The organism is Enterobacter sp. UPMP701 (assembly GCF_053709515.1).
This window is the reverse complement of sequence record NZ_JBSKJN010000006.1, coordinates 25,222-50,315: the sequence shown is the minus strand read 5'-3', so window position 1 is coordinate 50,315 and position 25,094 is coordinate 25,222. Positions and strand designations below refer to the sequence as shown.

The 25,094-nt window shown below is 54.5% G+C and carries 30 protein-coding genes and 1 other RNA gene; 23 read left to right on the top strand and 8 right to left on the bottom strand.

Annotated features, from left to right (window positions below; translation table 11 throughout):
* Position 1: 1 nt before the first annotated feature.
* The 21 genes from ACWKXT_RS14545 to ACWKXT_RS14445 all read left to right on the top strand — a co-directional run bounded on the left by ACWKXT_RS14545 (position 2) and on the right by ACWKXT_RS14445 (position 18,497).
* Entirely contained in the window at positions 2-2,119 is a 2,118-nt protein-coding gene (locus ACWKXT_RS14545) for a phage terminase large subunit family protein (protein WP_454532720.1), read from the top strand.
* Positions 2,116-2,331, top strand: a complete 216-nt coding sequence (locus ACWKXT_RS14540) for a hypothetical protein (protein WP_048221188.1) — start codon at positions 2,116-2,118, stop codon at positions 2,329-2,331. Before ACWKXT_RS14545 ends, ACWKXT_RS14540 begins: the two co-directional genes overlap by 4 nt.
* 8 nt (positions 2,332-2,339) lie before the next feature.
* The gene (locus ACWKXT_RS14535; protein ID WP_454532719.1) at positions 2,340-3,860 is read left to right on the top strand and encodes a phage portal protein; all 1,521 of its coding nucleotides are present in this window, start codon (positions 2,340-2,342) and stop codon (positions 3,858-3,860) included.
* Positions 3,808-5,928, top strand: coding sequence for a ClpP-like prohead protease/major capsid protein fusion protein (locus ACWKXT_RS14530; protein WP_454532718.1), 2,121 nt, complete (start codon positions 3,808-3,810; stop codon positions 5,926-5,928). The genes ACWKXT_RS14535 and ACWKXT_RS14530 overlap by 53 nt, the downstream gene beginning before the upstream one ends.
* 72 nt (positions 5,929-6,000) lie before the next feature.
* On the top strand, positions 6,001-6,339 hold the full coding sequence (locus ACWKXT_RS14525) for a DUF2190 family protein (protein ID WP_454532717.1): 339 nt from the start codon (positions 6,001-6,003) through the stop codon (positions 6,337-6,339).
* Entirely contained in the window at positions 6,339-6,695 is a 357-nt protein-coding gene (locus tag ACWKXT_RS14520) for a head-tail joining protein (RefSeq protein WP_454532716.1), read from the top strand. Before ACWKXT_RS14525 ends, ACWKXT_RS14520 begins: the two co-directional genes overlap by 1 nt.
* A 1-nt stretch (position 6,696) precedes the next feature.
* A complete protein-coding gene (locus tag ACWKXT_RS14515; RefSeq protein ID WP_454532715.1) occupies positions 6,697-7,359 on the top strand; it encodes a hypothetical protein in 663 nt (220 codons plus the stop codon).
* Between the two features lie 8 nt (positions 7,360-7,367).
* Entirely contained in the window at positions 7,368-7,922 is a 555-nt protein-coding gene (locus tag ACWKXT_RS14510; protein ID WP_454532714.1) for a hypothetical protein, read from the top strand.
* A complete protein-coding gene (locus tag ACWKXT_RS14505; protein WP_454532713.1) occupies positions 7,915-8,538 on the top strand; it encodes a phage baseplate assembly protein V in 624 nt (207 codons plus the stop codon). The genes ACWKXT_RS14510 and ACWKXT_RS14505 overlap by 8 nt, the downstream gene beginning before the upstream one ends.
* A gap of 38 nt (positions 8,539-8,576) precedes the next feature.
* Complete coding sequence (locus ACWKXT_RS14500; protein ID WP_454532712.1) at positions 8,577-10,046, top strand: phage tail sheath family protein; 1,470 nt, start codon at positions 8,577-8,579, stop codon at positions 10,044-10,046.
* The gene (locus ACWKXT_RS14495) at positions 10,043-10,549 is read left to right on the top strand and encodes a phage major tail tube protein (protein ID WP_194386659.1); all 507 of its coding nucleotides are present in this window, start codon (positions 10,043-10,045) and stop codon (positions 10,547-10,549) included. The genes ACWKXT_RS14500 and ACWKXT_RS14495 overlap by 4 nt, the downstream gene beginning before the upstream one ends.
* Positions 10,550-10,613: 64 nt before the next feature.
* Entirely contained in the window at positions 10,614-10,901 is a 288-nt protein-coding gene (locus ACWKXT_RS14490) for a phage tail assembly protein (RefSeq protein ID WP_454532711.1), read from the top strand.
* 114 nt (positions 10,902-11,015) lie between these two features.
* Entirely contained in the window at positions 11,016-12,734 is a 1,719-nt protein-coding gene (locus tag ACWKXT_RS14485; protein ID WP_454532710.1) for a hypothetical protein, read from the top strand.
* Between the two features lie 5 nt (positions 12,735-12,739).
* Positions 12,740-13,201, top strand: coding sequence for a phage tail protein (locus ACWKXT_RS14480; RefSeq protein WP_454532809.1), 462 nt, complete (start codon positions 12,740-12,742; stop codon positions 13,199-13,201).
* A complete protein-coding gene (locus tag ACWKXT_RS14475; protein WP_368525051.1) occupies positions 13,176-13,391 on the top strand; it encodes a tail protein X in 216 nt (71 codons plus the stop codon). Before ACWKXT_RS14480 ends, ACWKXT_RS14475 begins: the two co-directional genes overlap by 26 nt.
* A gap of 1 nt (position 13,392) precedes the next feature.
* Positions 13,393-14,505, top strand: coding sequence for a contractile injection system protein, VgrG/Pvc8 family (locus ACWKXT_RS14470; protein ID WP_454532709.1), 1,113 nt, complete (start codon positions 13,393-13,395; stop codon positions 14,503-14,505).
* Positions 14,506-14,543: 38 nt separating this feature from the next.
* Positions 14,544-14,906, top strand: a complete 363-nt coding sequence (locus ACWKXT_RS14465; RefSeq protein ID WP_454532708.1) for a GPW/gp25 family protein — start codon at positions 14,544-14,546, stop codon at positions 14,904-14,906.
* A complete protein-coding gene (locus ACWKXT_RS14460) occupies positions 14,881-15,798 on the top strand; it encodes a baseplate assembly protein (RefSeq protein WP_454532707.1) in 918 nt (305 codons plus the stop codon). Before ACWKXT_RS14465 ends, ACWKXT_RS14460 begins: the two co-directional genes overlap by 26 nt.
* Positions 15,788-16,342 carry a phage tail protein I gene (locus ACWKXT_RS14455; protein WP_454532706.1) on the top strand — a complete coding sequence of 185 codons (555 nt, stop codon included), beginning with the start codon at positions 15,788-15,790 and terminating at the stop codon, positions 16,340-16,342. The genes ACWKXT_RS14460 and ACWKXT_RS14455 overlap by 11 nt, the downstream gene beginning before the upstream one ends.
* Before the next feature lie 2 nt (positions 16,343-16,344).
* Positions 16,345-17,895, top strand: coding sequence for a phage tail protein (locus ACWKXT_RS14450; RefSeq protein WP_454532705.1), 1,551 nt, complete (start codon positions 16,345-16,347; stop codon positions 17,893-17,895).
* Positions 17,895-18,497 carry a tail fiber assembly protein gene (locus ACWKXT_RS14445; protein ID WP_454532704.1) on the top strand — a complete coding sequence of 201 codons (603 nt, stop codon included), beginning with the start codon at positions 17,895-17,897 and terminating at the stop codon, positions 18,495-18,497. The genes ACWKXT_RS14450 and ACWKXT_RS14445 overlap by 1 nt, the downstream gene beginning before the upstream one ends.
* Before the next feature lie 7 nt (positions 18,498-18,504).
* On the opposite strand, the gene ACWKXT_RS14440 is transcribed toward ACWKXT_RS14445, so the two are convergent.
* The 8 genes from ACWKXT_RS14440 to smpB all read right to left on the bottom strand — a co-directional run bounded on the left by ACWKXT_RS14440 (position 18,505) and on the right by smpB (position 24,216).
* Positions 18,505-19,464 (bottom strand): glycosyltransferase family 2 protein, encoded by a 960-nt coding sequence (locus ACWKXT_RS14440; RefSeq protein WP_454532703.1) that lies wholly within the window; start codon positions 19,462-19,464, stop codon positions 18,505-18,507.
* Between the two features lie 113 nt (positions 19,465-19,577).
* Positions 19,578-19,988: a type II toxin-antitoxin system HicB family antitoxin gene (locus ACWKXT_RS14435; RefSeq protein ID WP_454532702.1), complete on the bottom strand. Its 411-nt coding sequence runs from the start codon at positions 19,986-19,988 to the stop codon at positions 19,578-19,580.
* Positions 19,989-20,009: 21 nt separating this feature from the next.
* Positions 20,010-20,189, bottom strand: a complete 180-nt coding sequence (locus ACWKXT_RS14430; protein ID WP_012906750.1) for a type II toxin-antitoxin system HicA family toxin — start codon at positions 20,187-20,189, stop codon at positions 20,010-20,012.
* 236 nt (positions 20,190-20,425) lie between these two features.
* A complete protein-coding gene (locus ACWKXT_RS14425; protein ID WP_454532808.1) occupies positions 20,426-20,533 on the bottom strand; it encodes a YnaM/YnfT family protein in 108 nt (35 codons plus the stop codon).
* Positions 20,534-20,759: 226 nt separating this feature from the next.
* On the bottom strand, positions 20,760-22,292 hold the full coding sequence (locus ACWKXT_RS14420; RefSeq protein WP_454532701.1) for a flagellin N-terminal helical domain-containing protein: 1,533 nt from the start codon (positions 22,290-22,292) through the stop codon (positions 20,760-20,762).
* A gap of 478 nt (positions 22,293-22,770) precedes the next feature.
* Entirely contained in the window at positions 22,771-23,010 is a 240-nt protein-coding gene (locus ACWKXT_RS14415) for a DinI family protein (protein ID WP_454532700.1), read from the bottom strand.
* A gap of 270 nt (positions 23,011-23,280) precedes the next feature.
* Positions 23,281-23,644, bottom strand: a transfer-messenger RNA (tmRNA) gene (gene ssrA, locus ACWKXT_RS14410).
* A gap of 89 nt (positions 23,645-23,733) precedes the next feature.
* Entirely contained in the window at positions 23,734-24,216 is a 483-nt protein-coding gene (gene smpB / locus ACWKXT_RS14405) for an SsrA-binding protein SmpB (RefSeq protein ID WP_008502505.1), read from the bottom strand.
* A gap of 156 nt (positions 24,217-24,372) precedes the next feature.
* Between smpB and ACWKXT_RS14400 the strand changes: the two genes are divergently transcribed.
* Positions 24,373-24,810, top strand: a complete 438-nt coding sequence (locus tag ACWKXT_RS14400; RefSeq protein ID WP_205626239.1) for a type II toxin-antitoxin system RatA family toxin — start codon at positions 24,373-24,375, stop codon at positions 24,808-24,810.
* On the top strand, positions 24,800-25,087 hold the full coding sequence (locus tag ACWKXT_RS14395) for an RnfH family protein (RefSeq protein ID WP_454529128.1): 288 nt from the start codon (positions 24,800-24,802) through the stop codon (positions 25,085-25,087). Before ACWKXT_RS14400 ends, ACWKXT_RS14395 begins: the two co-directional genes overlap by 11 nt.
* Positions 25,088-25,094 lie beyond the last annotated feature (7 nt).

Genomic DNA, 25,094 nt, shown 5'->3' with positions numbered 1-25,094 from the left:
CATGCGACAGGCCACGGCAGCGGAAGTCAGGCGTAACGCTTCCGCCATTCTCAAAGCCCCGCGCCGTATGCCTGTGGCTGAGGCGGTTCAGAAATTTATGCGTGTCCCGATGGGGGCTGGTAACTCGGTACCGTGGGATCCTGCTGTCGCTCCTTATGTGATTGAGCCGATGAACTGTCTCGCTATGCGTGAATACGATGCGGTGGTGTTTGTTGGTCCGGCACGTACGGGGAAAACGATAGGACTGGTGGATGGGTGGGTGGTCTACAACATTGTCTGTGACCCGTCCGATATGCTGGTCGTTCAGATGACCGAAGAGAAAGCCCGGGAACACTCGAAAAAGCGCCTGGCGCGAACCTTCCGTGTCAGTCCTGAGGTGGCGAAGCGCCTGAGCCCGTTGCGAAACGACAACAACGTGCATGATCGTACCTTTCTGGCGGGGAACTATCTCAAGATTGGCTGGCCTTCCATCAACATCATGTCCTCGTCAGATTTCAAATGTGTGGCGCTCACGGACTATGACCGCTTCCCTGAGGATATCGACGGCGAGGGTGACGGTTTTACCCTGGCTTCCAAACGTACCACGACCTTTATGTCCGCCGGGATGACGCTGGTGGAGTGTTCGCCAGGCCGGGACATTCGCGACAGTAAATGGCGCCGTAAATCTCCCCATGAAGCGCCACCAACGACTGGTGCACTTTCTCTGTACAACCGTGGTGATCGCCGTCGGTGGTACTGGCCGTGCCCGCACTGTGGTGAGTATTTCCAGCCCGCGATGGAGGCGATGACCGGCTATCGCGATGAACCGGATCCGGTAAAAGCCAGTGAGTCGGCTCATCTGCTTTGCCCGCACTGCAGCAGCGTTATCACCGCAGATAAAAAGCGCGAGCTTAACGGGGTGGGCGTCTGGCTGCGTGAAGGTCAGAGTATTGACCGTGACGGCAATATTTCCGGTGAGCCACGCCGTTCGCGCATTGCATCGTTCTGGATGGAAGGACCCGCAGCTGCGTATCAGACCTGGGCGCAGCTGGTGTACAAGCTGCTGACAGCTGAGCAGGAGTATGAGGCCACCGGCAGCGAAGAAACCCTCAAGGCGGTGATCAATACCGACTGGGGGCTACCGTATCTGCCGCGATCGGCCAGCGAACAGCGACGCGCCGATGCGCTGATGCTGCGTGCGGAGGATTACGGTAAACGCCTGGTCCCGCCTAAGGTGCGTTTCCTGCTGGCGGCCGTTGACGTCCAGGGCGGAAAAAAACGCCGTTTCGTCGTGCAGATTATCGGCTATGGCGAAAACGGTGAACGCTGGCTGGTGGATCGCTACAACATCCGCCAGTCGCTGCGCTGCAATGAGCATGGCGAGGCGGAGCCGATTCACCCCGGCGCGTATCCGGAGGACTGGCAGCTGCTGGTTTCCGATGTGCTGGAAAAAACGTATGCGCTGCAGTCTGACCCGACGCGGCGTATGCCGGTGCTGGCAATGGCCGTCGACAGCGGCGGTGAAGAAGGCGTGACCGATAACGCCTATAAATTCTGGCGACAGTGCCGCCGTGACGGCCTGGGTAAACGTGTTTACCTGGTCAAGGGCGACAGCACAAAGCGCCAGAAAATTATCACCAAAACTCACCCGAATAATACCGAACGCAGCGACCGTCGTGCTGATGCGCGCGGTGAGGTGCCGGTGTATCTGCTGCAGACCGACCTGCTCAAGGACCAGCTCAGCAACAACCTCGATCGCGAAACGCCAGGTGCGGGCTATATCCATTTCCCCGACTGGCTGGGGGAGTGGTTCTACGAGGAACTGACCTACGAAGAGCGCGGTGTGGACGGCAAATGGCGCAAGCCCGGCAAGGGCGCCAACGAAGCCTTTGACCTGTTCTGTTATGCCCATGCCGTTGCGGTTCTGCGCGGCTACGAAAAAATCCGGGACTGGGAAAAGCCACCTGCATGGGCGGAGCCGCAGGATCTCAATCCAAATATTTATGAAGGGGAACGCCCCCGGGAGATAACCGTGAAAAAAACAAAACCTGTTCAGTCGCCTGTCCAGGCTGAACCTGAAAAGGGCGCCGGACTGTCCGGCAGCTGGCTGGGATCTTCCGGTAAGGGAGGCTGGCTGTGACGAAAGACGACATCTGGAGAACGCTGCTGATGGTGCGCCAGGCCTACCAGGATTCGCTGGACGGCAAGAGTATCTCCTTTACCGGCGTAAACGGTCGTGCCATTACCAACCACGACCCGAAAGCGCTGCGCGACGAGCTCGAATACTGGGAGCGTCGCTGGCGGGCGGTCAACAGCCGTGGTGGTTCGTACAAACTCGCTAACTTTCTGTAAGGCGTTCTATGGGCATTCTTGAAAAAACACTGGGTGCGCTGGCGCCGGGGTGGGCGGCGGCACGCGCGCGGGATCGTCTCCGGCTCAATGCGTATGAAGCGGCAAGTGCGTCCCGCCTGCACAAGGCGAAAAAACAAAGCCAGTCAGCGGACACCTCTGTGTTTGCTGCAGGCCAGTCCCTGCGGGAGCAGGCCAGGTGGCTCGATGAAAACCACGATCTGGTCATCGGCCTGTTCGACAAAATGGAAGACAGGGTGATTGGTGCTCACGGCATCCATGTTGAGCCGCAGCCACTCGATCTGGAGGGCAATCTCCATTCCGATTTCGCCGGGCAGCTTTCGGCGCTCTGGGCGGAATGGTCTGTGCGTCCTGAGGTCACCGGCATGTTTACCCGCCCGGAGGCCGAACGTCTGTTGCTGCGTTCTGCGCTGCGCGACGGGGAAGTGTTCACGCAACTGGTCAGGGGGAATGTGCCGGGTCTGCAGCATGCCACGTCGGTACCGTTTTCTCTGGAAATGCTGGAGGCGGATTTTGTGCCGTTCAACCTTAACAGCACCGCAGGCCAGCAGGTTCGCCAGGGCATCATCGTGAACGAGTGGGGGCGTCCTGTGGGGTACCGGGTTTACAAATATCACCCGGCAAACATGACGCGGTTCAGCGCCGACCTGAAAACTGTCTCCGCTGACAACATGCTTCACCTGGCGCAGCGCAAGCGCCTGCACCAGCTGCGTGGTATCAGCCTTATCCACGGGGTTATTACCCGTCTTTCGGACATCAAGGATTATGAAGAGAGCGAGCGTGTTGCGGCACGTATTGCCGCCGCGCTGGGGTTCTATATCAAGCGTGGCGATGCGCAGTCTCTCGGGGATGAAAGTGAGTTTTCAACGCCCGGGGGTCAGCGTCACTACGATATCGCGCCGGGCATGATCTACGACGAACTCCGTCCCGGCGAAGACCTGGGCATGGTGGAGTCAAACCGCCCGAACGTTCACCTGTACGAATTCCGCAACGGGCAGATGCGGGCCGTGGCCGCAGGTACGCGCGGCAGCTATTCCAGCATTGCCCGGGATTACAACGGCACCTACAGCTCCCAGCGCCAGGAGCTGGTGGAGAGCTTCGAAGGGTACAACGTTCTGCAGCAGTGGTTTGTCGGTCAGCACAGCCGCCCCGTTTACCGCGCATGGCTGGCGATGGCGTTACTGAGCGGTATCAAAGTCCCGCCGGATGTGGATCCGAATTCTCTCTATAACGCGCTTTATCTCGGGCCGGTGATGCCCTGGATTGATCCAGGTAAAGAGGCCAACGCGTGGAAAGCCATTGTTCGTGGCGGCGCGGGTACTGAAGCGGAATGGGCACGGGCCCGGGGTAAAAATCCGCAGGAGGTTAAGCGCCAGCGACTGCGTGAAACTGAATTTAACCGTGAACACGGGCTGGTGTTTGATTCCGACGCCGCCAACGACAAAGGAGCGATGCCAGATGCAACGGCAAAAACAAGCGATACCCGGCGTGAGCCGGTCGATGATGATTAACCCTCACGCCAGCCTGGCGGGTGTTGATGCGGCAAATGGTCAGTGCTGGTATGAAATCCGCGCGCTGTCTGCCGGTCGCGTCGAAATATTCCTTTATGACGTGATTGGCGGATGGGGCATTACTGCCCAGCAGTTCGTCTCTGACTGTAAGGAGGCGGGGGTGTTTGAGGCCAGCGCGGTGGATTTGCATATCCACAGCCCCGGCGGTGATGTGATGCAGGGCTTTGCCATCTACAACACCCTGTCGCGGCTGAAGGCAAAGGTGGATATCTGGGTGGACGGCGTGGCGGCCAGTATGGCCTCGATGATTGTCTGTCTGCCCGGCGCCACGGTGCACATGCCGGAAAATGCCTGGATCATGGTCCACAAACCCTGGGGCGGCATCGCCGGGGATTCTGACGACATGCGCGACTATGCCGACTGGCTTGACCGGAATGAAGCACTGATGCTCAGCGCCTACATGAACAAAACCGGACTGGGGCAGGAGGAGCTGGAAGCGATGCTGAAAGCGGAGACCTGGCTTAACGGTGCCGAGGCGGTGGAAAAAGGCTTTGCCGACACCCTCGAACCTGAACTGCAGGCCGCGGCCTGTGTGAATGAAAATAAACTGAAGGATTACCAGAATATGCCAGAACAGATTAAATCCCTTTTTGCGCCGCGCGCCGAAGCTCCGGTGAATCAGCCACAGCAGCCGGCTCCGGTACAGCAGCCCGCGCCGGTACAGGCGAACCTTAACCCGCCAGCACCACAACAGCCCGCCCCTCAGATGGCAAACATCGATATCACCGCGCTGGCCCAGCAGCTGCAGCAGCAGATGCAGACGGCGAACGCGGAGCGTGTGAATTCCGTCTCTGCCGTGTTTGAGGCGTTCCCGGCCTTCGCGACGCTGAAGGCGGAGTGTATTGCCGACTTCACCTGCAACGCCGAAAAGGCCCGCGATAAACTGCTGCAGGCGCTGGCGGCGGGCACCACCCCGAGCGCCGGTCCGGGTGCCATTCACCTCCACGCCGGTAACGGTAATCTGGTCGGTGACTCCATCCGCGCGGCTATCATGACCCGTGCGGGTTATGCGCAGGCTGAAAAAGATAACGCCTACAACGGCTATACCCTGCGTGAGCTGGCTCGCGCCTCCCTGGTGGATCGTGGAATTGGCATTTCCGGTCATGCGGCGCCGCTGGCGATGGTCGGCCTGGCGTTCACCCACAGCAGCAGCGATTTCGGCAATATCCTGATGGATGTGGCGCACAAGGCGGCGCTGATGGGCTGGGATGAAGCCAGTGAAACCTTTGACCAGTGGACACGCAAGGGCACGCTGACCGATTTCAAAACCGCGCATCGCGTCGGCCTGGAAGCCTTCCCGACCCTGCGTAAGGTGCGTGCCGGGGCGGAATATAAATATGTCACCCTGAAGGATCGCGGCGAACCGATTGCCCTGGCAACCTACGGCGAACTGTTCAGCCTTGACCGCCAGACCATCATCAACGATGACCTGGACATGCTGACCCGCATTCCAATGGCGATGGGCGGCGCGGCGCGTGCCACCATCGGCGATCTGGTATGGGCGGTGCTGACCAGCAACCCGAAAATGTCGGACGGCAAGCCGCTGTTCCATGCCGATCACGGCAACCTGGTGGCAGCTGACCTGAGTATCGAAGGGCTGGATTCTGCACGCCAGGCGATGTTGCTGCAGAAATCCGGTGATCGCCGCCTGAACATTCGCCCGGCCTTTATGCTGACGCCGGTGGCGATTGAGTCACGCGCGAATCAGTTGATCAAATCGGCCAGCGTGCCGGGTGCGGATGCCAACAGCGGCATTTCCAACCCGATCCAGAACTTCGCCACGGTACTTTCTGAGGCGCGACTGGATGACAGCAGCCCGACGGATTACTACCTGGCGGCTGCGAAGGGACGCGACACCATTGAGGTAGCCTATCTCGACGGCATCGACACCCCGTATCTGGAGCAGCAGCAGGGCTTCACCGTTGACGGTGCCGCCTTCAAGGTGCGCATCGATGCCGGGGTGGCCGCGCTTGATCACCGCGGCATGGTGAAAGTGACCAAAAAATAACAACCGTCTTCTGACGGTTTTTTTATATCCGGGGGCGGCGTGTGTCGCCCCGTAGCTTTGCGGAGAATAACGATGGCGACAAATTATTATCAGGACGGCACCACGATGGACTGGAGTAACAGCACGGGTAAGGACGTGAAATCCGGCGATCCGGTGGCGGTCGGGCAGTTTATGGGCGTGGCGCACGGGGATATCCCGGATGGCGGGGAAGGCGTTCTGCATACCACGGGGGTCTTTGTGCTGCCTAAAGTGGCGGACGAAACCTGGCCGCGTGGCACAAAACTGTACCTTAACGATGTCGGGCTGCTGACGGCGGTGAAGCCTGCCGACGATGCGCTGGTGGTGGCGGGCACGGCGTGGATCACCAACAACCCCGGCGAAACCGAAACCCGCGTGCGTCTGGGGTTCTGATGAACCGATTTCGTCAACGCCTGTTAAAAGCAGATGCCCGGATCTCCCGGGCATTTGCCGAAGAGGTGCCCGCCGTCCTGTCTGTCGACGCTGAGTTGCGTCCTGTTACCGTGATTTTCGAGACGCCTGATGCCCCGGTTGATGTGCCCGGCGGGGGGCAAATTCAGGATCGCTCTCCGGCCTTCAGCGCGATGACCGCCGATATCGCGGGGCTTGAGAAGCATCACAGCGTTGAGATCAACGGCACGGCTTATCGTGTGACGCACGTCGGGGCTGATGAAGAAGGCCGCACCCGCGTCACGCTGGCGTATGGCGCACCGGGTAAGGTGCAGCCGGACATCAATAAGTGGAGCTGACATGGCGCGTGAGTCCAGACTGCGACGGGATTTGCCTGTCGATATCGATGTGGATGCCATCTGGCGGATAGCGGAGCACATCGGTGCCACCCATAAACAGTTTCGGGCGGCGTACTCTCGCGCCCTGAAACGTACCGCCGCCACCTTGCGTAAAAAAGCGATGGCAGACCTGAAAGACGGGCTGGCCCCCCGCAGTCTGGAGCTGGTGCGCCGGCGTCTGCTTTCCTTTCGTCTTGATCGCAGCTCTCAGTCACAACTGGATAATTTTCGTCTCTGGTTTGGTCTCAATGCCATCAAGGTAAAAGACCTGAAAGGCCGGATTAACGGGCGGTTGAGGCCACACCATACCCGGCGGGATAAATCCACCGGACGGTTTATTAAGGCGCGGCGCCAGGCGGAAAACGCGGGTTTTGCCCCAAAAGGGAGTCTGCTTTCACCGCGCACGTATGAAAACGGTGAAGTGGCACGCTCCCGTCGGGAGAACAGGCGCACGGTGGTCATTCGCGATCCTGACACCCGACGGACCCGCGAAGCGGAAATTGATATTTATGAGCCGATGCTGAACTACATCGAGGATAACGCCTTTGCGGAGGCGATGGAGATTTTTATGCATCACTTTGAAACCGATCTGCGCGGGCGTGTGAAAGCCCGTATTTCTGTCTGAGGTGAACCATGGCTGAGCCATTGCTGCTGGGGCAGTATCACGATGCTGTCACCGGCGCGCTGAAAAAAATTGACTGGGTGCGCGACGCCGATGCCTATCCGGAAAAAAATGTCCCCCGATTTACCGGACTGACCACCCCGGCGGTCTATTTCTCCATTAACGGCTGGGAGCAGGGCGGCGGCAATGAAGGGCAGCTCAACGTGAATCTGTCCTGCGATTTGTTCGTGGTGGTGGATGCAGCCGGGGCAGGTGTCAGTCGCCCGGAAATTTTCCTGCGCACGGCGGCCGCAGATATCACGCAGTGGATTGACGGCCAGCAGTTTGGCCTGACCCATCTGGATCCAGCCGTCTTTATTGATGCGGCACGCGATGAGTTTGATCCGCGCATGGATGATTACCTGGTCTGGCGAATCTCCTTCACACAGTCAGCCGCCTTTGGTGCGGATCCGTTTGCACAGCTGAATGCCCCGCTGAAAGCGGCCTGGCTGGGTAAGGCTCCGGAAATCGGTCGCGCGCATGTGGACGATTATCAGCTGATTTACGAGGCGAAACCCGATGAGTGATATTGAGGGCGATTTACAGCGCCGCCTGGCGAATATCGTCCGGCGCGGGGTTATTCATTCGGTGAAACACGACGGTATTCCGAAATGCCGGATAGATCTGGGCGACATCGTTACCACCTGGCTGCCGCTCTGTCAGGGATTTTCTGGTGCAAACCGGGCTGACTCCAATCCGTATGCGGTGGGGGACGCGGTCACGGTGCTCTCGGAGGCGGGGGAGCTGAATAATGGCCGGGTGTTTCCCGGATGGAATACCGGCGCGCTGCCGGTACCGGAGGGCAGTGACAGCGAACATATCACCCGATACGGCGACGGTACCGAGATTCGCTATGACCGTGACGCGCATGCCCTGACCATTACCCTGGCGGAGGGTGGCACCTACAAAATCATCGGGAAAGGTACGCTGGACGGCCCGGTGGAAATCACCGACACCCTGACGGTACAGGGGAAAACGCAGATAAACGCCGACACGAACGTGGCCGGAAATATCGGTGCGACACAGGAGATTTCAGACGGTACCGGGAAAATGAGCGGGATCCGCGAAACTTACAATGGCCATGACCATAAAGAAAATGGTGACGGCGGCGGTACCACGAATCCCCCCAATCAAAAAATGTGACCTGCCGCGGCAGGTTTTTTTATGCCTGGAGAAAATGAATGGCGAATTTACATGGTGTGGAAACGATCGAACTAACATCCGGTACGGTCGCGGTCACGACGATCCAGACGGCGATTATTGGCCTGGTGGGTACCGCGCCGGATGCATCAGCGGGTATTCCGGCAGGCGGTACCGTCGGAACACCCATCCTGGATAACGTTGTGGATTTTGCTGCGACGGTTAAAGGCAGGGCGGGCAATGTCGTGGTGGTTGACGCGGTAGCCGGCGTCCCTGATGCGGGAAATCCTGCTGAGGTGGCGACGTCAGCTGTCTGGGATGCGACCTCTTTAAAGCTGACCATCACACTGGGCTGTGATGAATCCGGCAAGCTGAAGGCAACGCCAGCAGAGGTGGTCACGGCCGTGAGCGCGGTGGCGGATGTGAAAGTGACCGCGAAGGGTACCGGCAGCGGTATTGTCACGCCGTTCAGCCTGCAGCTGTCCGGTGGCGAGGATGAGCCGTTCCCGCTGAATACGCCGGTGGCAATTGTCGGTACCACGATGCTCTCCCGCCTGGGTGAGAAGGGCTCGCTGAAACAAGCGCTGACCGAAATCAACGATCAGCGCAATGCCCTGACGGTAGTGGTGCGTGTAGCTGAAGACGCTGACGCCGCGAAACAGCGGGCTGCGGTGCTGGCAGGTATAGGCGCGCTGTCATCGGCGAAATCGGTCACAACGTACCAGCCCCGTATCGTCATCGCGCCGGGCTTCAGTGAAGATGATGCCGTGGGCAAGGCGCTGGAAACCGTTGCCGGCAAGCTACGGGCGGTGGCGTATGTTGACTGTGCGTCTGGTGCCACGCTGCAGGAAGTGGTCCAGAGGCGTCAGTCCTATGGCATGCGCACTGAGCTGCTGCGCCCGCGCGTTCAGGTCAGCAATGCCGACGGCCAGCTGGTCTACCGCCCGTATTCAGCGTTTGCGGCGGGACTGCGCGCCCGTATCGACTTTGAGAAGGGCTGGTGGTGGAGCAAATCCAACCAGGACATCAACAATATCCTCGGCGTGGAGCAGGTCGACGAGTTCATTCTCGGCGATGAAAACTGCGATGCGAACCTGCTCAACATGCAGAACGTCTCCACTATTATCCGCCGTGCCGGGTTTAAGCACTGGGGTAACCGCCTGTGCGGAACCAATCCCCAGTGGCGCTTTGAATCTGTTCGCCGCACTGCAGACGTCATCGAGGACAGCATTCAGGAAACAATGCTGGAATACGTTGACCGCCCGCTCGACCGGGAAAACGCCGACGACATCATCGGCACCATCAACGCCTATATGCGTCAGCTGATCGGCCTCGGTGCCATTTTCGGCGGTCGTGCCTGGCTGGATGAGGAGCTTAACACCGCGGAGAGCATGGCGGCGGGTGTGCTGTACATCAACTATGACTTTGGTCCGAAATCGCCGACTGAGCTTATCAGCCTGCGCGTCCGGGTGAATAACAACTATGCGCTTGAGGAGATGCTGGCAGCATGAGCGAAAAAAACACGTTACGCGTCTGGACCTTCTTCCGGCAGGGGATCCGCATTCAGGGCGCACATGAATTCACGCCGCCGGCATTGTCCATCGTCAAAACCGATTTGCGCACCGGCGCACAGGACGCCCCCTCTCCCGTGGATGACGGCATGGAGGCGCTGACCTGCCAGCTGAAGTTTTACGGTGTTGACGTGGACATGGTGACCGCCTTTGGTTTTGTCAGTGGGAGTCGCCCGCGCTTTACGGCCTATCAGGGCTATCTGGCGAATGGCACCGCGCTGGGCACTATCGAGGAGATCGAGGGCTTTGTACAGTCCGTCACGCCGGATGCGCGGGGCAAGGACAGCCTGTCCGAAAATGCCGTCACAGTGGACATCGCCGTGAGCTATTACCGCCAGACCAAAGACGGCCGCGAGCTCTTTGAAATTGATACGGAGCGCTTCTCGCGCCGGGTGAATGGCGTGGATGTGCTGTCCGGCCTGGCGGCGAAAGTCCGTCTCTGAGCCTTTCTTCTTTTATATAACTCTGTAACGGCCTGCGGGCCGTTTTTACTTTCTGGAGTGTGTTATGAGTTTTCCTGGTGAAACACGTGTTATCAGACTGTATTCCCCCGTGTCGCTCGATAACGGCAGTCAGCTCGAACAGGTGACGCTGCGCGAGCCGCTGGTGCGCGATCGCATTGCTTTTTCCAAGGATCGGGGCAGCGAAGAAGAAAAAGAGGCGCGGATGATTGCGCTGCTGTGCAACCTCAGTGAGCAGGATATCTGGCAGCTGACGGCGGCAGATTATGCGCAGCTGCTGGACGCATTTAATGTTTTTATGCTCCCGCCCGGGGAGCGACCGAAAGAAGCCTGATCCGGGCGATACGCTTTCTCGGGCGGCGCCTGCATTTTCCCATGACGGAATACCTGGATATGCCGTTCAGCGTGTTTTCTGATTTTCTCACCGACGAAGTGGAGGCGGTAAATCGTGGCCGGACTAAGCCAGAACCTTAAGGCCGTCATTACGTTTGGCGGCAATATCGACAGCTCATGGAATCGTTCAGCGAACGGCCTGCAAAAGAGCCTGAAGGACGTCGGAAAGCAGTCAGAAAAACTGACCAAAGACCAGGCAAAGCTGGCGGCGGAAATCAAACGGGCAAAGCTGGCCGGACAAAGCCTGGGCGATCTTAAACGGCGTTACAGCGATGTGTCCCGTGAAATCCGTAAAACCGAAGCCGAACAGCAGAAGCTGAACCAGCAGATGCAGAAGGCGCAGCGGCTGGCAGCATTTAAGGGGGCCGGTAAAGGCCTGTTTCGCCGCGGGCTGGGGATTGCCGGACAGTTGGGCGGCATGGTGGCGCCGGGGCTGGCGATCGGCGGCGGTGGGGTGGTGGCTTCCGCGCTGGGCACCCTGATAGCTCCGGCGGCCACCAATGCGGAGACGGCCCGGCGTGCGGGCGTGGCGAAAAGCTATGGCGTGGACATCCCGACTTTTGATGCCTGGGACACCCTCGCAAAACAGTACGACATGAACGGCGAGAATATCGGCGATCTGTTTGAGGAGTATCTGCACAAGGCGGGGGAATACAAGCAGAACGGTAAGCAGGGCTCGCTGCAGGACGCATTTGAGACGCTCGGGTTTAAGGCGGGGGATTTGGCCGGGCTCAGCGATATGGCACAGTTTGAAAAAATCGTTGAGCGCGCGCTCAGCCTGCAGGATGAGTCGAAAGCTTCATTTGCGCTGGATTCGCTGTTTGGCGGCGAGGCCAGCAAACTCCTGATGCTGCTGAAGCAGTCCGGGAAGAGTTACCGCGATCTGATGGACGAGCAGCGCCGGTATAACCTCGTCACGAAAGAGGGGGCTGAAGGTGCGATGGAGGGCAACCGCGCTATTACCATTCTGCAGACCGTCTTCTCTTCTGCGCTGGCGGAAATCTCCGGCCAGCTCGGTAATGAACTGGCGCCGGATATCCGCCGTCTGACTGACGATATGGCGGAGTGGTTTAAAGGCGGGGGGATCAAGCGCATCGTCAGTTTTCTGCGTAATGACCTCTACCCCGGCGTGCTGACGTTCGGGCAGGGGATCGTTTTCGTCGGAAAAGTGGCGTATGCGCTGGCGAAAAAACTGTCCTGGTTGCTGCCGGATGAGCGAAGCGATCAGCGGGATGTGCTCAAATCGCTGGCCATGACCGGCTCGGTCGATATCGCCCGCATGACGGCGCAGCGCAACGGCCAGGGAGAGTGGTTCGAACAGCAGCTTAAAGAAAAGCCGGATCTGCCGGACGATGTGAAAAAATCGTACCGTGATACCCGGGGCTTTATCCGTGACGACGAGGACACTTTCAATACCGCCCTTGATAAGTATCTTCCACCGGAGAACAGCGGGGCGCTGTTCGGCCAGAATGGCTTTATGACCCCAGAGCAGGTTTCCCCTCCTGCAGTGACTGCACCGCAGGACCGGCAGGGGAGTGGCGTTTCAGAGGCTGAAGACCGCTGGGATATGTTGCTGCAGAAGCTGGATTCAGCAGATGCTCCCGCCGCACCCCGACAGCTGACAGATAATCGCCGCTTTGAATACCGGTTTGAAATTCATGGTGCACCCGGGCAGGACGAGCGTGCGATTGCTGATGAGGTCGAGGGTATGACGAAAAGCAGCCCGGCTTTTAATGGTAACAACAGCTTGCTGGACGGAGGGCAGATCTGGTGAGTGAAATCATTCCTGTTTTTGAGGATTTCGGGCAGGCAGGGGCCAGCGCGGCGCGTGGTGCCCAGGCCGCCCGGGTAATGATGATGCTGGGCGATTTTGCCTTCTCCATTGATACCACGGCGTACAGCCAGCTGACCCGGGAGGCCAGCTGGCGCTGGAGCGAGCAGGAGCGGATCGGTAAACAGGATATACTGCAGTATACCGGCAAGCCCGGGCGTACGGTCCGGCTCGAAGGTGAGTCGCATGCCTTCTTTCGAAAGGGGGTGGATGCCGTCAACGACCTCTTCGACCTTGCGGATCAGAATAAGCCGCAGCAGCTGGTCAGCGGCGAAGGGGATGTGCTGGGCTGGTGGGTGGTTATCGACTTCTCCGACACGACCAGCCGTTTCCTGCCAGGCGGTGGCCACCGAAATAAAAACTGGACGATGACGCTGAAACATTATGCCGACGACATATCAAACCCGTGACGGTGATGTGCTTGATGCAGTCTGCGCGACGCATTACGGCACGGAAAACCTTTCTTACAGTGTGACGCAGGTGCTTGAAGCAAATCCAGGGCTGGCAGACATCGGTGCGGTTTACCCGTCAGGTCTCTTTATCACCCTGCCTGACCTGGCTCCGCCGGTTCAGGCGTCCGCTTTCAGCCTGTGGGATTAATATGACTGAACAGATTGTTAAACCGGAATATGCACCTGCTTTCAGCGTCAGCGCCGAGGGGAAAGATATTACCCGCGCACTGCAGCAAAGCCTGGCAGAGCTGACACTGACGGATTACGGCGGCGCCACGGCAAAGGCGGATGAGCTGAAGATCACGCTGCTGTCCGAAACGTTGCCTCTGCCTGTTAAAGGGGCACGGCTGCGCGTGGCGCTGGGGTTTAACGACCAGCTGGTGGATAAGGGCTGGTTCGTGGTCTCGGGCGTCAGCAGCAGCGGTCCGCCGCGGCGTATCGAGATTTATGCCACCGCCGCACCTATGAACGCGCAAAAACAGCCCGGTGATGTGCTCAGCCAGAAAACACGCAGCTGGGATAACATTCGTCTGGCGGATCTGGTCAGGACCATCGCCACGGAAAACGGGCTGAAGTCAAAAGTAGCCGCGGAGCTCGCCGATATCCATATTGACCATGTTGACCAGGTGGCAGAATCGGATGCGAACCTGCTGACCCGGCTTGCCCGGACCTGGAATGCAGTCAGCAAACCTTCCGGCGGTTACTGGCTCTTTCTCCGCCAGGGGGCGACGGCGAACGCATCCGGCAGGCAAACCGGCACACTGGTTATCACACCGGACGAAGTCTCGAACTGGTCATACAGTGAGGGAGAGCGGGGCAGCTCGACGGGGAAAGCTTCCGGCAAAGAGGGTAAGTCATCGGGAAAAATCGGTGTCCGGTATTACGATGAAGTGGACGGAAAGACCAAAACCACCACCGTTGACCATGACGGCCCCTCGATGGCGAATCCGTATACCCAGCCGGCAAAGGCAACCGCCGACCAGCAGGCAAAATCCAGAAAGACGCAGGCCCGCCGCAATGAGCAGAAGATGACGGTTACCGGCCCGTGCCGACCGAAACATGTTCCCCTCACGGCAGAATCCGGCGTGGCCACGTCCGGCTTTGGCGAACGGGAAGATCGCGCCTGGGTGGTTGAATCTCTCGCCTTTTCCCTGACGGCTGCCGGGTTCAGCTACACCTACAACCTTGTGGTTGATATTCACAAACCCAAATCTTCTAAAAAATCCGGCAAGGATAAAACGGGCCCGGACTACTTCGGTTAATTCTCCGCCGCACGGCGGTCCTGATACGGAAAAAAGATATGAACGGTGTAAACAGCCGGACGGGTAAGCGCCTGTCCGGCAGCGATCATCTGCGCCAGTCGGTCAGCGATATCCTCTCCACACCTCTCGGCAGCCGTGTCCTGGTGCGTGATTACGGCAGCGACCTGTTTTCGCTGGTGGACAATCCCCGTGACGATCTGACCCGTCTGCGCATTATCGCGGCGACGGCTTCTGCCCTGGCCCGCTGGGAACCACGCCTGCGGGTCACGCGGGTGATGGTCACTTTCCCGGCAGAGGAAACGGGGTGTGTTGTGGATATTGAGGGGATCAACAAAGAGAATAATCTTCCCGTCAGCACCGGAGGTATACCAATTTATGGCAAACAGTTACGACGTAATTAACCTTTCCGCGCTGGCGGTCCCGGATGCCATTGTGGTACCGGATGCCGGTGATATTTTTACCCGCTGGCTGGCGCGGTTGCGTGAACTGGATCCGGAGTTTGATGCGCTGGTTGAATCCGACCCGGCATATAAGCAGGGGGAGGTCAACGCCTATCAGCTGACGCTGGCCTTTCAGCGCGTTAATGATGCGGTGCGGGCCGTTTTCCTTGCCAGCGCCAGAGGGAACGATCTCGACCAGATAGGCGCGGCCTTTAACGTTTCACGCCTGGTCATTGACCCCGGCGATCCGGAGGCCGTTCCCCCCGTTGAGCCTGTTTATGAAAGCGATGATGCTTTCCGCGAGCGCATACAGCTTTCTTGGGCGCAGCTCAATACGGCAGGTGCACGTAACGCGTACCGTTTTCATGCCAAGTCCGCAGACAACGATGTGCTTGACGCGGACGCCTACGGCCCAGAGACCCATAACCGCCCCGGGGAGGTGGATGTCTATGTCCTCTCCCGAACCGGGAACGGGGAGGCCGGTCTTATCCTGATTGAAACAGTAATGAATAAACTGAGTGCTGATGAGGTCAGACCGCTGACTGACTATGTCAGTGTCAAAAGTGCCACCATTGCCGGTTATGCGGTAACGGCAGAACTCGATATACCTGACGGACCGGATGCGCAGACGGTACTGGAAAATGCCATCAGCGCGCTGACGAGCTATACACAGCTTTCCCATCGCATAAATGCCATCGTGCCGCTATCCGCTATCTACGCAGCACTTCAGCAGCCCGGCGTGTCCAGAGTCAGGCTGGTGAGTCCGGCGGCGGATCTTGAAGCGGTACCGGGGCAGGCTCCCTGGTGCAGCGCGATAAACGTCACACGTCAGGGAGCTAATCATGGAGGATAAATTCCGATCCCTGCTTCCTCCTTCAGCACTTTACCCCGAACGGGCACAGGAGCAGGCCAGCACAGAGCAGATCGTGGCGCTGGACACCAGTATGGTACGCAAGGTGAAAAATCCCGACACCTGTCCGGCGCATCTGCTGCCCTGGCTGGCCTGGGAATTTGCGGTGGACTCGTGGGAAGACGCCTGGAGCGAGGCTGAGAAGCGTCAGGTGATTAAGGATGCCGCGTACGTTCATCAGCACCGTGGTACCGCCGGCGCGGTCAGGCGTTCACTGAGCGCCGTCAGCCTGCCGACGACCGTCGTGGAGTGGTGGGAGGACGAACCCCGCAAAGCCCCTTACACATTCCGTGTCGAGGTTTACAGCATTCAGGAAATTGATGATGCGCTGTATCAGCGTATACGGCGCCAGGTTGATAAAGCCAAAAACCTGCGCAGTCTGCTGACCACCATAGACGTGATTGCGGACCTTGGCGCAAAGGGAACTTATTATACGGGCGGTGCTGTCACCGCCTGGATCGATGTTGAGATTGAGGCAGGAGCTTAGCGATGGCTGAGAAGTATTACAGTATTCTGACCAACAGGGGCAAGGAACTGGAGGCGCAGTCTTCAGCGACCGGGAAACCCGTCATTATTAAAGATTTTGTTGTGGGCGACGGTAACGGCCAGGCGGTCAAACCTGATCCGGCGTTAACCACTCTTGTCCATGAAGTTTATCGGGCGGCGATTTCAGCATTGCAGGTCTCACCTGACCAGGCAAACCAGTTTATTGCGCAGCTTGTGCTGCCTGCGGGTGTGGGAGGCTTTGTGGTCCGCGAGGTTGGTCTGCTGACTGATGCGGGCGAACTCTATGCCGTGGCGAACTGTGCTGCGATTGAGAAGCCGGCAAGCGGCATCAGCGTCAGACTGCAGTTCAGGCTTGCCGTATCGGAAACGGCAGATATCGAGCTCAAGGTTGCCACCGGAGATGGATTGTTCCTTCGCCAGGATGCGAACCTGGGTGATGTGAATGACGCCGGTGAATCACGGAAAAATATTGGGTTGAAAGGGGCCGCTGTTCTGGATGTCGGCACAGAGAAGAACACTGTCGCCGCCGGGGATGACCCTCGTATCGTTAATGCCCTGCAAAAAGAAAATAATCTTTCTGATGTGGTGGATAAAGAACTGGCGCGCGCGAATCTGGAGCTGGGAACGGCGGCAACACGTAACACGGCAGATAACAGCAACAATAATGCTCTGGTGCCGGTTGGTTACAAGGGCAATTTTAAATCCGAAGCAAATCATGGTGCGATTGATTTTGCGACTTATCCGTTTGTAGTTGGAGAATCATTGTTTATCGACACGCGAGGATGCACCAATAACCCTCCGTTTCTGAATCAGGATTATTATTATATCGATGTTGTTTGTGCCACCAGTCCAGCACAGGGTGGAAGGGTAAACAGACCATTAATCCAATTTGTAAGCTATACAAATTCAACAACATTTGTCGGCATACGCGAAGACGATGGAGTAAACATTGGGTGGCGGTATTTTAGAGTTGTCCAGTACGATTCCGGAAGTAATACAATTACAGCGCCCAGCTCTATAAAGGCATATAACGGCTCTACAGAACTTAGTCAAAATGCAATCTACATTCGAGGCTCAGGGAATAAGCATCTGTGGTTTTTCAACTCGGATAATACAGAGGCAGGGCTTATTTATGTTGGCGATGATAAAACCCTCCGCATACGTGCTGGCGGAGGCAACGCACTTTATCTTCAACCTGATGGAACACTTGTTGGGCCTAATGCAGTTGTTGCTAGTGGGGGTGTTTACGATACGCCTGGTGTGCGCGTGTTTTCACCTAACAACCCTCCACCACAGCAGGACTTAAGCCCTTATGCTCCGTCTGCATGGGTTGCTGCCAATTTCTTGCAAGGAGGGATCCGGCTGGCTTCACCAGGAACAGCAAATAATGGTAATAACGATAATAACTTTGCGTATGCACCGAATGGTGCAGTCGTTACTGCTGTGCAGCAACAATCAAATTATACAGCGGTTCAATATCGTTATCTTCAATACAACATCAACGGCAATTGGTATACAGCGCAGGTGGTTTAATGACAAAGCAATCAAGTATATTTAAAAAATACGACCCTTTGGTAGAGTTTGAAAGATATACGGCAGATGAGATTGCCGAACTGCCACAAGCTGAAATGGAACGGTACTTTTTAGCAAAATGTCCGGGGTTTAATATTGTATTCCTAAAGGATGATGACGGTAATGATTGGTATGACTGGTTAAAAAGTCTTTCTGACAAAAACCTCAAGGTCTCATATAATCCAGACACAAAGGAAATTATTCATTTTTCATACGATGCGAGTGCAATTTTTCCTATCAACCAGGTCGTTCAGGAAATTGCACCTGAAGATGTGCCAATTGAATTTTTAGACGCAGGTGAAAATGCATTAGGTGGGGCCTTCATTCTGGAAGGCGGTAAAATCACGCCTGCACAAGTTGATGTTTTCGAAGTAGCACTTCACAAAAAAATGGAATTGTTATCGCAGGCAAGCAATGTGATCTCATTGCTTCAGGATGCGATAGAACTAGATATGGCTACCGAAGAAGAAGTCTCTAGTCTTGATGAGTGGAGAAAATACAGAGTGCTATTAAATAGGGTTAACCCAAACGAACCTGACTGGCCGTTAAAACCAACCCAATGAATGAATGCTATTTTTTCCTAAAGCGCATAATCGTATTTAGGTACAACGGCAATATTAATATTTGAACTTTACGAGATACCTTAAAGTTTCCAATAAAGCTTAGCAAAGCACGGCGCAGGGCTTTCTGTTCTGCGAAAGGAAGTCTTGCGCCTTTGTTTTTTACCAACATGTATTTAAGAAGATTGAATATTCTTTGCACGGTAGGGAAAAGGGCTCGTTTTATCTCTGCATTATCTTTTGCCTGCAATGAAAGTAATTTTACTGCGTAAACTAAATCAACTATATCTTTCTGTCTGAAAGTTTGGGTTATACTCTTTTTATGATAGCGATACCAGATTAAGGATTTGTTAAGGCCATAAATAACTTTGCTATGCAAATAAATAGCCGGGACTGTGCTCATATCTTCATAGAGTCGGCCTGTGGGAAATTTAATATCAAATTCATGGAATAATGCAGTTTTATAAACCCTTGCCCAAGGGTACCATTTGGATCTTTTGAATGCTGGAGATAATTCTGTTACAGAAGCGATATCAACTCTTCCTGTGAAAACTGAACAGTCAATATGTTCAACTACATTGGTTATTTCACCATCGAATTGTTCAGCATTGAACTCTACTATATCGATGGTTGAGTCATTTATCAAAGGCAACACTTCAGACCAGAAATCAGAGTGAAAAAAATCATCGGAATCTAACAAGGCTATATATTCACCTTTCGCAATTTCTATCCCTGCGTTCCTTGCGGCGGAAATACCTGCATTATCTTGATGAATAATTGTGATGAGTTTATCTTTATATGTTTGTATAGTGCGCTCAATGATATTAGCGCTGTCGTCAGTAGAACCATCATTAACAACAATTAGTTCAACCGCATTCGACAAAAAAGGAAGAATCGACTGAAGGCATTCAGCAATGAAATCACGTGAATTATAACATGGTACTATAACGCTTAACTTAATCTTATCCATTCTAAATTTTGCTCCAAATTCACGCATTATTGCAGAATATTCGCCAGTGCTTCATTACTTAATGCTAACTGAGCAGCCTCGTAAGCAAATAAATTAAAAGCCTCACTCGAGGCTTAATGTTTGTCTCGACTAATTACTTTATCCGCTGCGACGCGGGAGAGGAAACCAGAACGGCTCCCGTATTCCGGATGCGCGGCCACGAACTGATCGATACGACGGATCAGCAATGAGGGAAGCGTGACATTTATTTTTTCCGCTTTGCCCATCAGGCGTGTAATGTCTACTTCAACCAAAGCCCATACCACACCGGAGTATTCAGGATCGGATAACCAGTTTTCTACTGTAGTTGCCTCAGGTACGCTTTCGCCGTCCTCAACCAGTAATTCAATGTGAGCTTCTATCGCCTCGCGCACGCTTTCAATCGCGTCCTGATAATCATCACCGCCAGAGAAGCAGCCAGGAATATCAGGTACGCGAACGCCGAAGGATGAATCGCCTTTATCAATAGCAACAGGGTACAACATGCAAACCTCCAGTAGGGGGGCTCAGAGCCCCGCCTGTTTTTTGATGCTTTTCAGTGTTGGTAACGGGATGTCTTTCTGTGGATGCTTTACCGTAACCAGCCCCTTTTTCGTTGGGTGTTTGAACTGGTGATGACTGCCTTTAACTCTCACCAGATACCACCCGTCGGCTTCAATCATTGCTATTGCATTCCTGCTATCCATCCTCCGGATCTCTGTGTTGTCTTGATGGAGTTATAATAACCCCGTATTGATTGAGTGTCAATGCGGGGTTATTGGGGTTATTAAATGCAAACGGCAGAAGAGAAGTGTAAGCAGCAATTGAGGGTGAAGACATTTTACCTAGATATGTGGTGCATAGAATGCATTGGCAATCTTGCTGTCTGCATCCTTAATAAGAATTTCTCTGTCCTAAAAGACAGTATTGATAGATAAAAAGATTAAAAGTTATCAGGGTTATTCGATGTAATAATGCCGACTTTGATGAGACTCAATATCATCAACCCAAGAACTACTGCCACGATAGAAGTAATTATGAATGCTGTCATGGTTAATCCTTTTTGATAAGTGTGCTTATTTAGACTGCCTGGGGTCACAAACGTTCCTGACTAAAAATAAATTTCCGAAAGAAAGCGGGATGATATGGGATGTCAATGTATGCAGATATATATAACTACAAAATGCTTGATAACTAATAAAAAAGCCCTCCGGGGGAGGAGGGCAACCGCGCGTGAGGCACGCGCGTAATGACAATGTAAGGTGGTTTGTTACGGATTAACGCAGCAGGGACAGCACGTTCTGCGGAACCTGGTTAGCCTGGGCCAGTACGGACACACCTGCCTGCTGCAGGATGTTTGCACGGCTCATGGCGGACACTTCCACGGAGAAGTCAGCGTCCTGAATACGGGAGCGCGCTTCGGTGGTGTTGATGATGTTGGTATTCAGGTTCGCAATGATGGAGCTGAAGCGGTTCTGAACGGCACCCAGGTCGGCACGGAAATCTGCAACGGTAGTCAGAGCATCATCCATTCGCCCCAGCAGATCTTCAGAAGCGAGACGGCTGGATTCTTTAGCAATTTGATCAGCATCAGCATATCGAGCATCGTCAACACTGCCCGTAGTCACTGACCCATCAGCATCCAGTTCGAATACTTTGACTTCGCCCGCTTTGTTGATGGCATAGAAAGTATTTGGATCAGCGCCTTCAACAGAGAACATGCGCATGCCGGAGGTTACCATGTCTTCACCAAACACCTCGGTTGAAATGGCTTCCAGCATGTCCTTATCAAGAGTAATGTCAGTTCCATTTGAATTAATAGTATCACCGGCTTTAACGCGCGTAGCAGTGCCCAGTTTCGTCGGACCATCCAGCAGCATGTCGGTATCAGCAGCATTCAGCACGCCACCTGCGGTAATAGCATCTTTTTCAATTTCCTCGGCCCCGGCAGCACCGGTAACCTTGAAGGTAATATCGACTTCCTGTGCCTCGCCAGTCACTTTGTTTGCTACAAAGAAACGTGTCAGACCAGTGTCTTTGTCTTCGTACGTGAGAACTTGTTTATCTGAGAGGTTACCAGTAACACCAGTCGCCGTGGTAATCATTGCGTCGCGGTCAGCAGTAATTAATTTATAATTTTTACTTGCAACAGCTGGATCAGTAACGCCAATTTTATCGGCACCATATTCAGTGTTTGCCGGGGCGTCGGTTCCCTTGCCTTCAAACTGGCTCGCTGCTGTAATACCTGCGCCATCCACCGTAATACCAATTCCAGCGAAGTCAGCCATGAACTCGTCCAGGCCCAGGGTTTCCATATCCAACTTGCTCAGATTGATATCGATCGTGTCTGCATCTTTATCACCGATCTGAATCGTGATTTTTTCTTTAGAACCGTCAAAGACTTTCACGCCATTGAAGTTGGTGGTTTCCGCCACTCGGCTGATCTCTTCCAGACGGGTACCAATCTCTTTCTTGATAGAGTCCAGGTCGCTTGCGGAGTTAGTGCCGTTTTTCGCCTGCACGGTCAGCTCGCGGATACGCTGCATGTTTTCGGTCACTTCTTCCAGAGCGCCTTCGGTGGTCTGCGCCAGGGAGATACCGTCGTTGGCGTTACGCGCCGCCTGGGTCATACCGCGAATAGAAGAGGTGAAGCGGTTAGAAATCGCCAGACCTGCTGCATCGTCTTTTGCACTGTTAATACGCATCCCGGAAGAGAGACGCTGAATAGCGGTACCCAGAGATGACTGGGATTTGTTCAGATTGTTCTGAGCCATCAAGCTCAGTGCGTTGGTATTAATGACCTGGGCCATAATAATCTCCTGAAAATTGAAAATTCTGCAAAGCAGTTGCAAGGGTTATGCGTTTCAAAATGCGCATAACTTATCAATCGGAGGGATGGAAGAATCACTAAAATTTTTTTTGCATTTATTTAAAACTGGGAAATGAAACTATTTTTGTCGTTATAACTTGGTTTTGATTGTGAGGGTGGCATGGAATCTGATATGACAAAGGCTAAGCTGAGGAAAATGCATGAACATTAATCCTATTCAAGGGTTAGATGTGTGGATTAAATATTGCACCGTTCAATGAATAATGTAACCTATAAAATGTTAGTGTTTGCACCTCTGTCGTTGGAGGTTGATATATACGCACAAAAAGAAATGCGAAGCACATCATCGGTCTGCCTGTAGATAAGTGATGAACTAGCCTTAGTTATATCCTGCCTGTCACTGCGTTGGTGCAGGCATTTTTTTATTATTTAAGCTTTATACGCGATTAAATGTCTTGTTAATCACTGACCAGCCACATATCAGCCTCATCAAACATTTCCTCCAGCATGCGGTTCAACTTTTCCCGATCGCTTTTGCTGGCGTCGCTATTTAAAGCGTTCGCCTGCATCGGCTTCACCTTCACTTCAGCGCCAGGAAAAATCTGGTGCACTCGCTTCGTCAGCTCTGCCAGGATAATCTCTCTGGCCCCTTCAAGCCCCTCTACATTGCGTTTGTCATAAACCAGTTCAACGAACATAAAGCCTCCTGAAAACCACTGTGGTTGTATACAGTATTTTTACTGTAAAAATAAACAGTGTCAAGGTGAGCGGAGCGCGAAAGGGGTAGGGTTTTTTGTTACCCTTAGTTACAAATAGAAAAACCCCAGACCGTGAGATCTGGGGTTCATTTAAAGTGCACGTGCATTTCACGTGCATATTTTTGTCTTTTCTCGGTCTGCGCACTGTCTGGTCAGTGTCCGTAAGTGGCTGTTTTTATTGCCACTGTCCGGTTGCAGTCCTGTCAAAAGTGGTGGAGCTGGCGGGAGTTGAACCCGCGTCCGAAATTTCTACATCCTCGGTACTACATGCTTAGTTTGTCTTTACATTCGCACGCCAGCTGCGGACAGACACGCCACTAACGAACTAGCCTGATTAGTTTTAACGCTTCAACCCCAGGCAGGGCTTCCACGCGATCTCTTTTGGGTTTGACCTCTCTTTGATCCCCGTCTTAAGAGCGGAAGCTAGGGAGAGAGGGCTCAGAGCAGGTTATTAAGCTGCTAAAGCGTAGTTTTCGTCGTTTGCGACTATTTTTTTGCGGCTTTTAACGAGGCAAACCGCCCCTCGGCATGCACCTTGGGTTTCGCAAATCCCGTCGAATCCAGAATCAGCCCCAATAGTGTTGAGCTAAGTATACCAGATTTCTCCTCCTGGATACCAGCCCGGAACGCTAACTTATTGAATAGTACAATAAGTGCGCAGAATCAACGTCCTGCATTTTTCATGATGCGCGCTTTGTCGAGCTGCCACTCGCGCTCTTTCAGGTCAGTGCGCTTGTCGTGCTGTTTTTTACCCTTCGCGACGCCAACTTTCACTTTGCACCAGGCGTTTTTCCAGTACAGCGACAGGGCGACCACGGTGAAACCTTCACGGTTAATGCGTCCGTAGAGGGATTCCAGCTCGCGCTTGTTCAGCAGCAGTTTGCGGGTGCGCGTTGGGTCACATACGTAGTGTGACGAGGCGACGGTCAGCGGCGTAAAGTTCGCGCCGAACAGGAAGGCTTCGCCATCTTTCAGGATCACGTAGCTGTCGCCGATGTTGGCTTTCCCGGCGCGCAGCGATTTGACTTCCCAGCCCTGCAGCGCAAGGCCAGCTTCGAATTCTTCTTCAATAAAATACTCGTGGCGAGCACGCTTGTTGAGCGCAATGGTCGCCGAGCCTGGTTTATGTGCTTTTTTCTTCGTCATAAGTGTCGTAAAGCCGTCGGTAATCTGATTTCAAAAAGTCACCTCATTGCGTCCTGTGAGGTCTAACGCGCTATCTTAGCACGAGATGAGGCTTAGCGTTTTTTTAACAGGTGATAAATGTTATTATTTGTCCGTTGTGTGACCATGGAAAATGCTATGCCTCAGATTAGCCGTACTGCGCTTGTTCCCTACAGCGCGGAACAAATGTATCAGTTAGTGAACGACGTTCAGTCTTATCCAGAGTTTATTCCGGGATGTACCGGGAGCCGCGTTCTGGAGTCTGGCCCGACGCAGATGACCGCGGCGGTGGATGTCTCCAAAGCGGGGATCAGCAAGACGTTCACCACCCGCAATACGCTGACCAACAATCAGAGTATTTTGATGCATCTGGTGGATGGTCCTTTTAAATCACTGATGGGTGGCTGGAAATTTACGCCCCTGAGTGCAGACGCCTGCCGCATTGAGTTCCATCTGGACTTTGAATTTACCAATAAGCTGATTGAGCTGGCGTTTGGCCGCATCTTTAAAGAGCTGGCGTCGAATATGGTTCAGGCGTTCACGACTCGCGCCAAAGAGGTTTACAGTGTCGCATAAGATCGCTGTGGAAGTGGTGTACGCGTTGCCGGAGAAGCAGTATCTGCAGCGCGTGACGCTGGAAGAGGGGGCGACCGTAGAAGCGGCTATCCGCGCGTCCGGCATCCTTGAGCTTCGCAGCGAAATCGACCTGGCGAAAAATAAGGTCGGGATTTACAGCCGTCCGGTGAAGCCTGGCGACGTGCTGAAAGAGGGCGACCGGGTGGAGATTTATCGTCCGCTGATTGCAGACCCGAAAGAGCTGCGTCGTCAGCGCGCGGAGAAATCGGCTAAGTAGCGAGTTT

Coding starts and splice junctions, on each gene's coding strand:
- ACWKXT_RS14430 (WP_012906750.1), bottom strand. CDS start 20,189: ATGGATAGCAGGAATGCAATAGCAATGATTGAAGCCGACGGGTGGTAT.
- ACWKXT_RS14445 (WP_454532704.1), top strand. CDS start 17,895: ATGACAAAGCAATCAAGTATATTTAAAAAATACGACCCTTTGGTAGAG.
- ACWKXT_RS14545 (WP_454532720.1), top strand. CDS start 2: ATGCGACAGGCCACGGCAGCGGAAGTCAGGCGTAACGCTTCCGCCATT.
- ACWKXT_RS14525 (WP_454532717.1), top strand. CDS start 6,001: ATGGCGACAAATTATTATCAGGACGGCACCACGATGGACTGGAGTAAC.
- ACWKXT_RS14415 (WP_454532700.1), bottom strand. CDS start 23,010: ATGTTCGTTGAACTGGTTTATGACAAACGCAATGTAGAGGGGCTTGAA.
- smpB (WP_008502505.1), bottom strand. CDS start 24,216: ATGACGAAGAAAAAAGCACATAAACCAGGCTCGGCGACCATTGCGCTC.
- ACWKXT_RS14465 (WP_454532708.1), top strand. CDS start 14,544: ATGAACGGTGTAAACAGCCGGACGGGTAAGCGCCTGTCCGGCAGCGAT.
- ACWKXT_RS14495 (WP_194386659.1), top strand. CDS start 10,043: ATGAGCGAAAAAAACACGTTACGCGTCTGGACCTTCTTCCGGCAGGGG.
- ACWKXT_RS14470 (WP_454532709.1), top strand. CDS start 13,393: ATGACTGAACAGATTGTTAAACCGGAATATGCACCTGCTTTCAGCGTC.
- ACWKXT_RS14530 (WP_454532718.1), top strand. CDS start 3,808: ATGCAACGGCAAAAACAAGCGATACCCGGCGTGAGCCGGTCGATGATG.
- ACWKXT_RS14400 (WP_205626239.1), top strand. CDS start 24,373: ATGCCTCAGATTAGCCGTACTGCGCTTGTTCCCTACAGCGCGGAACAA.
- ACWKXT_RS14425 (WP_454532808.1), bottom strand. CDS start 20,533: ATGACAGCATTCATAATTACTTCTATCGTGGCAGTAGTTCTTGGGTTG.
- ACWKXT_RS14460 (WP_454532707.1), top strand. CDS start 14,881: ATGGCAAACAGTTACGACGTAATTAACCTTTCCGCGCTGGCGGTCCCG.
- ACWKXT_RS14475 (WP_368525051.1), top strand. CDS start 13,176: ATGCCGACGACATATCAAACCCGTGACGGTGATGTGCTTGATGCAGTC.
- ACWKXT_RS14450 (WP_454532705.1), top strand. CDS start 16,345: ATGGCTGAGAAGTATTACAGTATTCTGACCAACAGGGGCAAGGAACTG.
- ACWKXT_RS14440 (WP_454532703.1), bottom strand. CDS start 19,464: ATGGATAAGATTAAGTTAAGCGTTATAGTACCATGTTATAATTCACGT.
- ACWKXT_RS14490 (WP_454532711.1), top strand. CDS start 10,614: ATGAGTTTTCCTGGTGAAACACGTGTTATCAGACTGTATTCCCCCGTG.
- ACWKXT_RS14510 (WP_454532714.1), top strand. CDS start 7,368: ATGGCTGAGCCATTGCTGCTGGGGCAGTATCACGATGCTGTCACCGGC.
- ACWKXT_RS14505 (WP_454532713.1), top strand. CDS start 7,915: ATGAGTGATATTGAGGGCGATTTACAGCGCCGCCTGGCGAATATCGTC.
- ACWKXT_RS14515 (WP_454532715.1), top strand. CDS start 6,697: ATGGCGCGTGAGTCCAGACTGCGACGGGATTTGCCTGTCGATATCGAT.
- ACWKXT_RS14500 (WP_454532712.1), top strand. CDS start 8,577: ATGGCGAATTTACATGGTGTGGAAACGATCGAACTAACATCCGGTACG.
- ACWKXT_RS14420 (WP_454532701.1), bottom strand. CDS start 22,292: ATGGCCCAGGTCATTAATACCAACGCACTGAGCTTGATGGCTCAGAAC.
- ACWKXT_RS14535 (WP_454532719.1), top strand. CDS start 2,340: ATGGGCATTCTTGAAAAAACACTGGGTGCGCTGGCGCCGGGGTGGGCG.
- ACWKXT_RS14435 (WP_454532702.1), bottom strand. CDS start 19,988: ATGTTGTACCCTGTTGCTATTGATAAAGGCGATTCATCCTTCGGCGTT.
- ACWKXT_RS14455 (WP_454532706.1), top strand. CDS start 15,788: ATGGAGGATAAATTCCGATCCCTGCTTCCTCCTTCAGCACTTTACCCC.
- ACWKXT_RS14520 (WP_454532716.1), top strand. CDS start 6,339: ATGAACCGATTTCGTCAACGCCTGTTAAAAGCAGATGCCCGGATCTCC.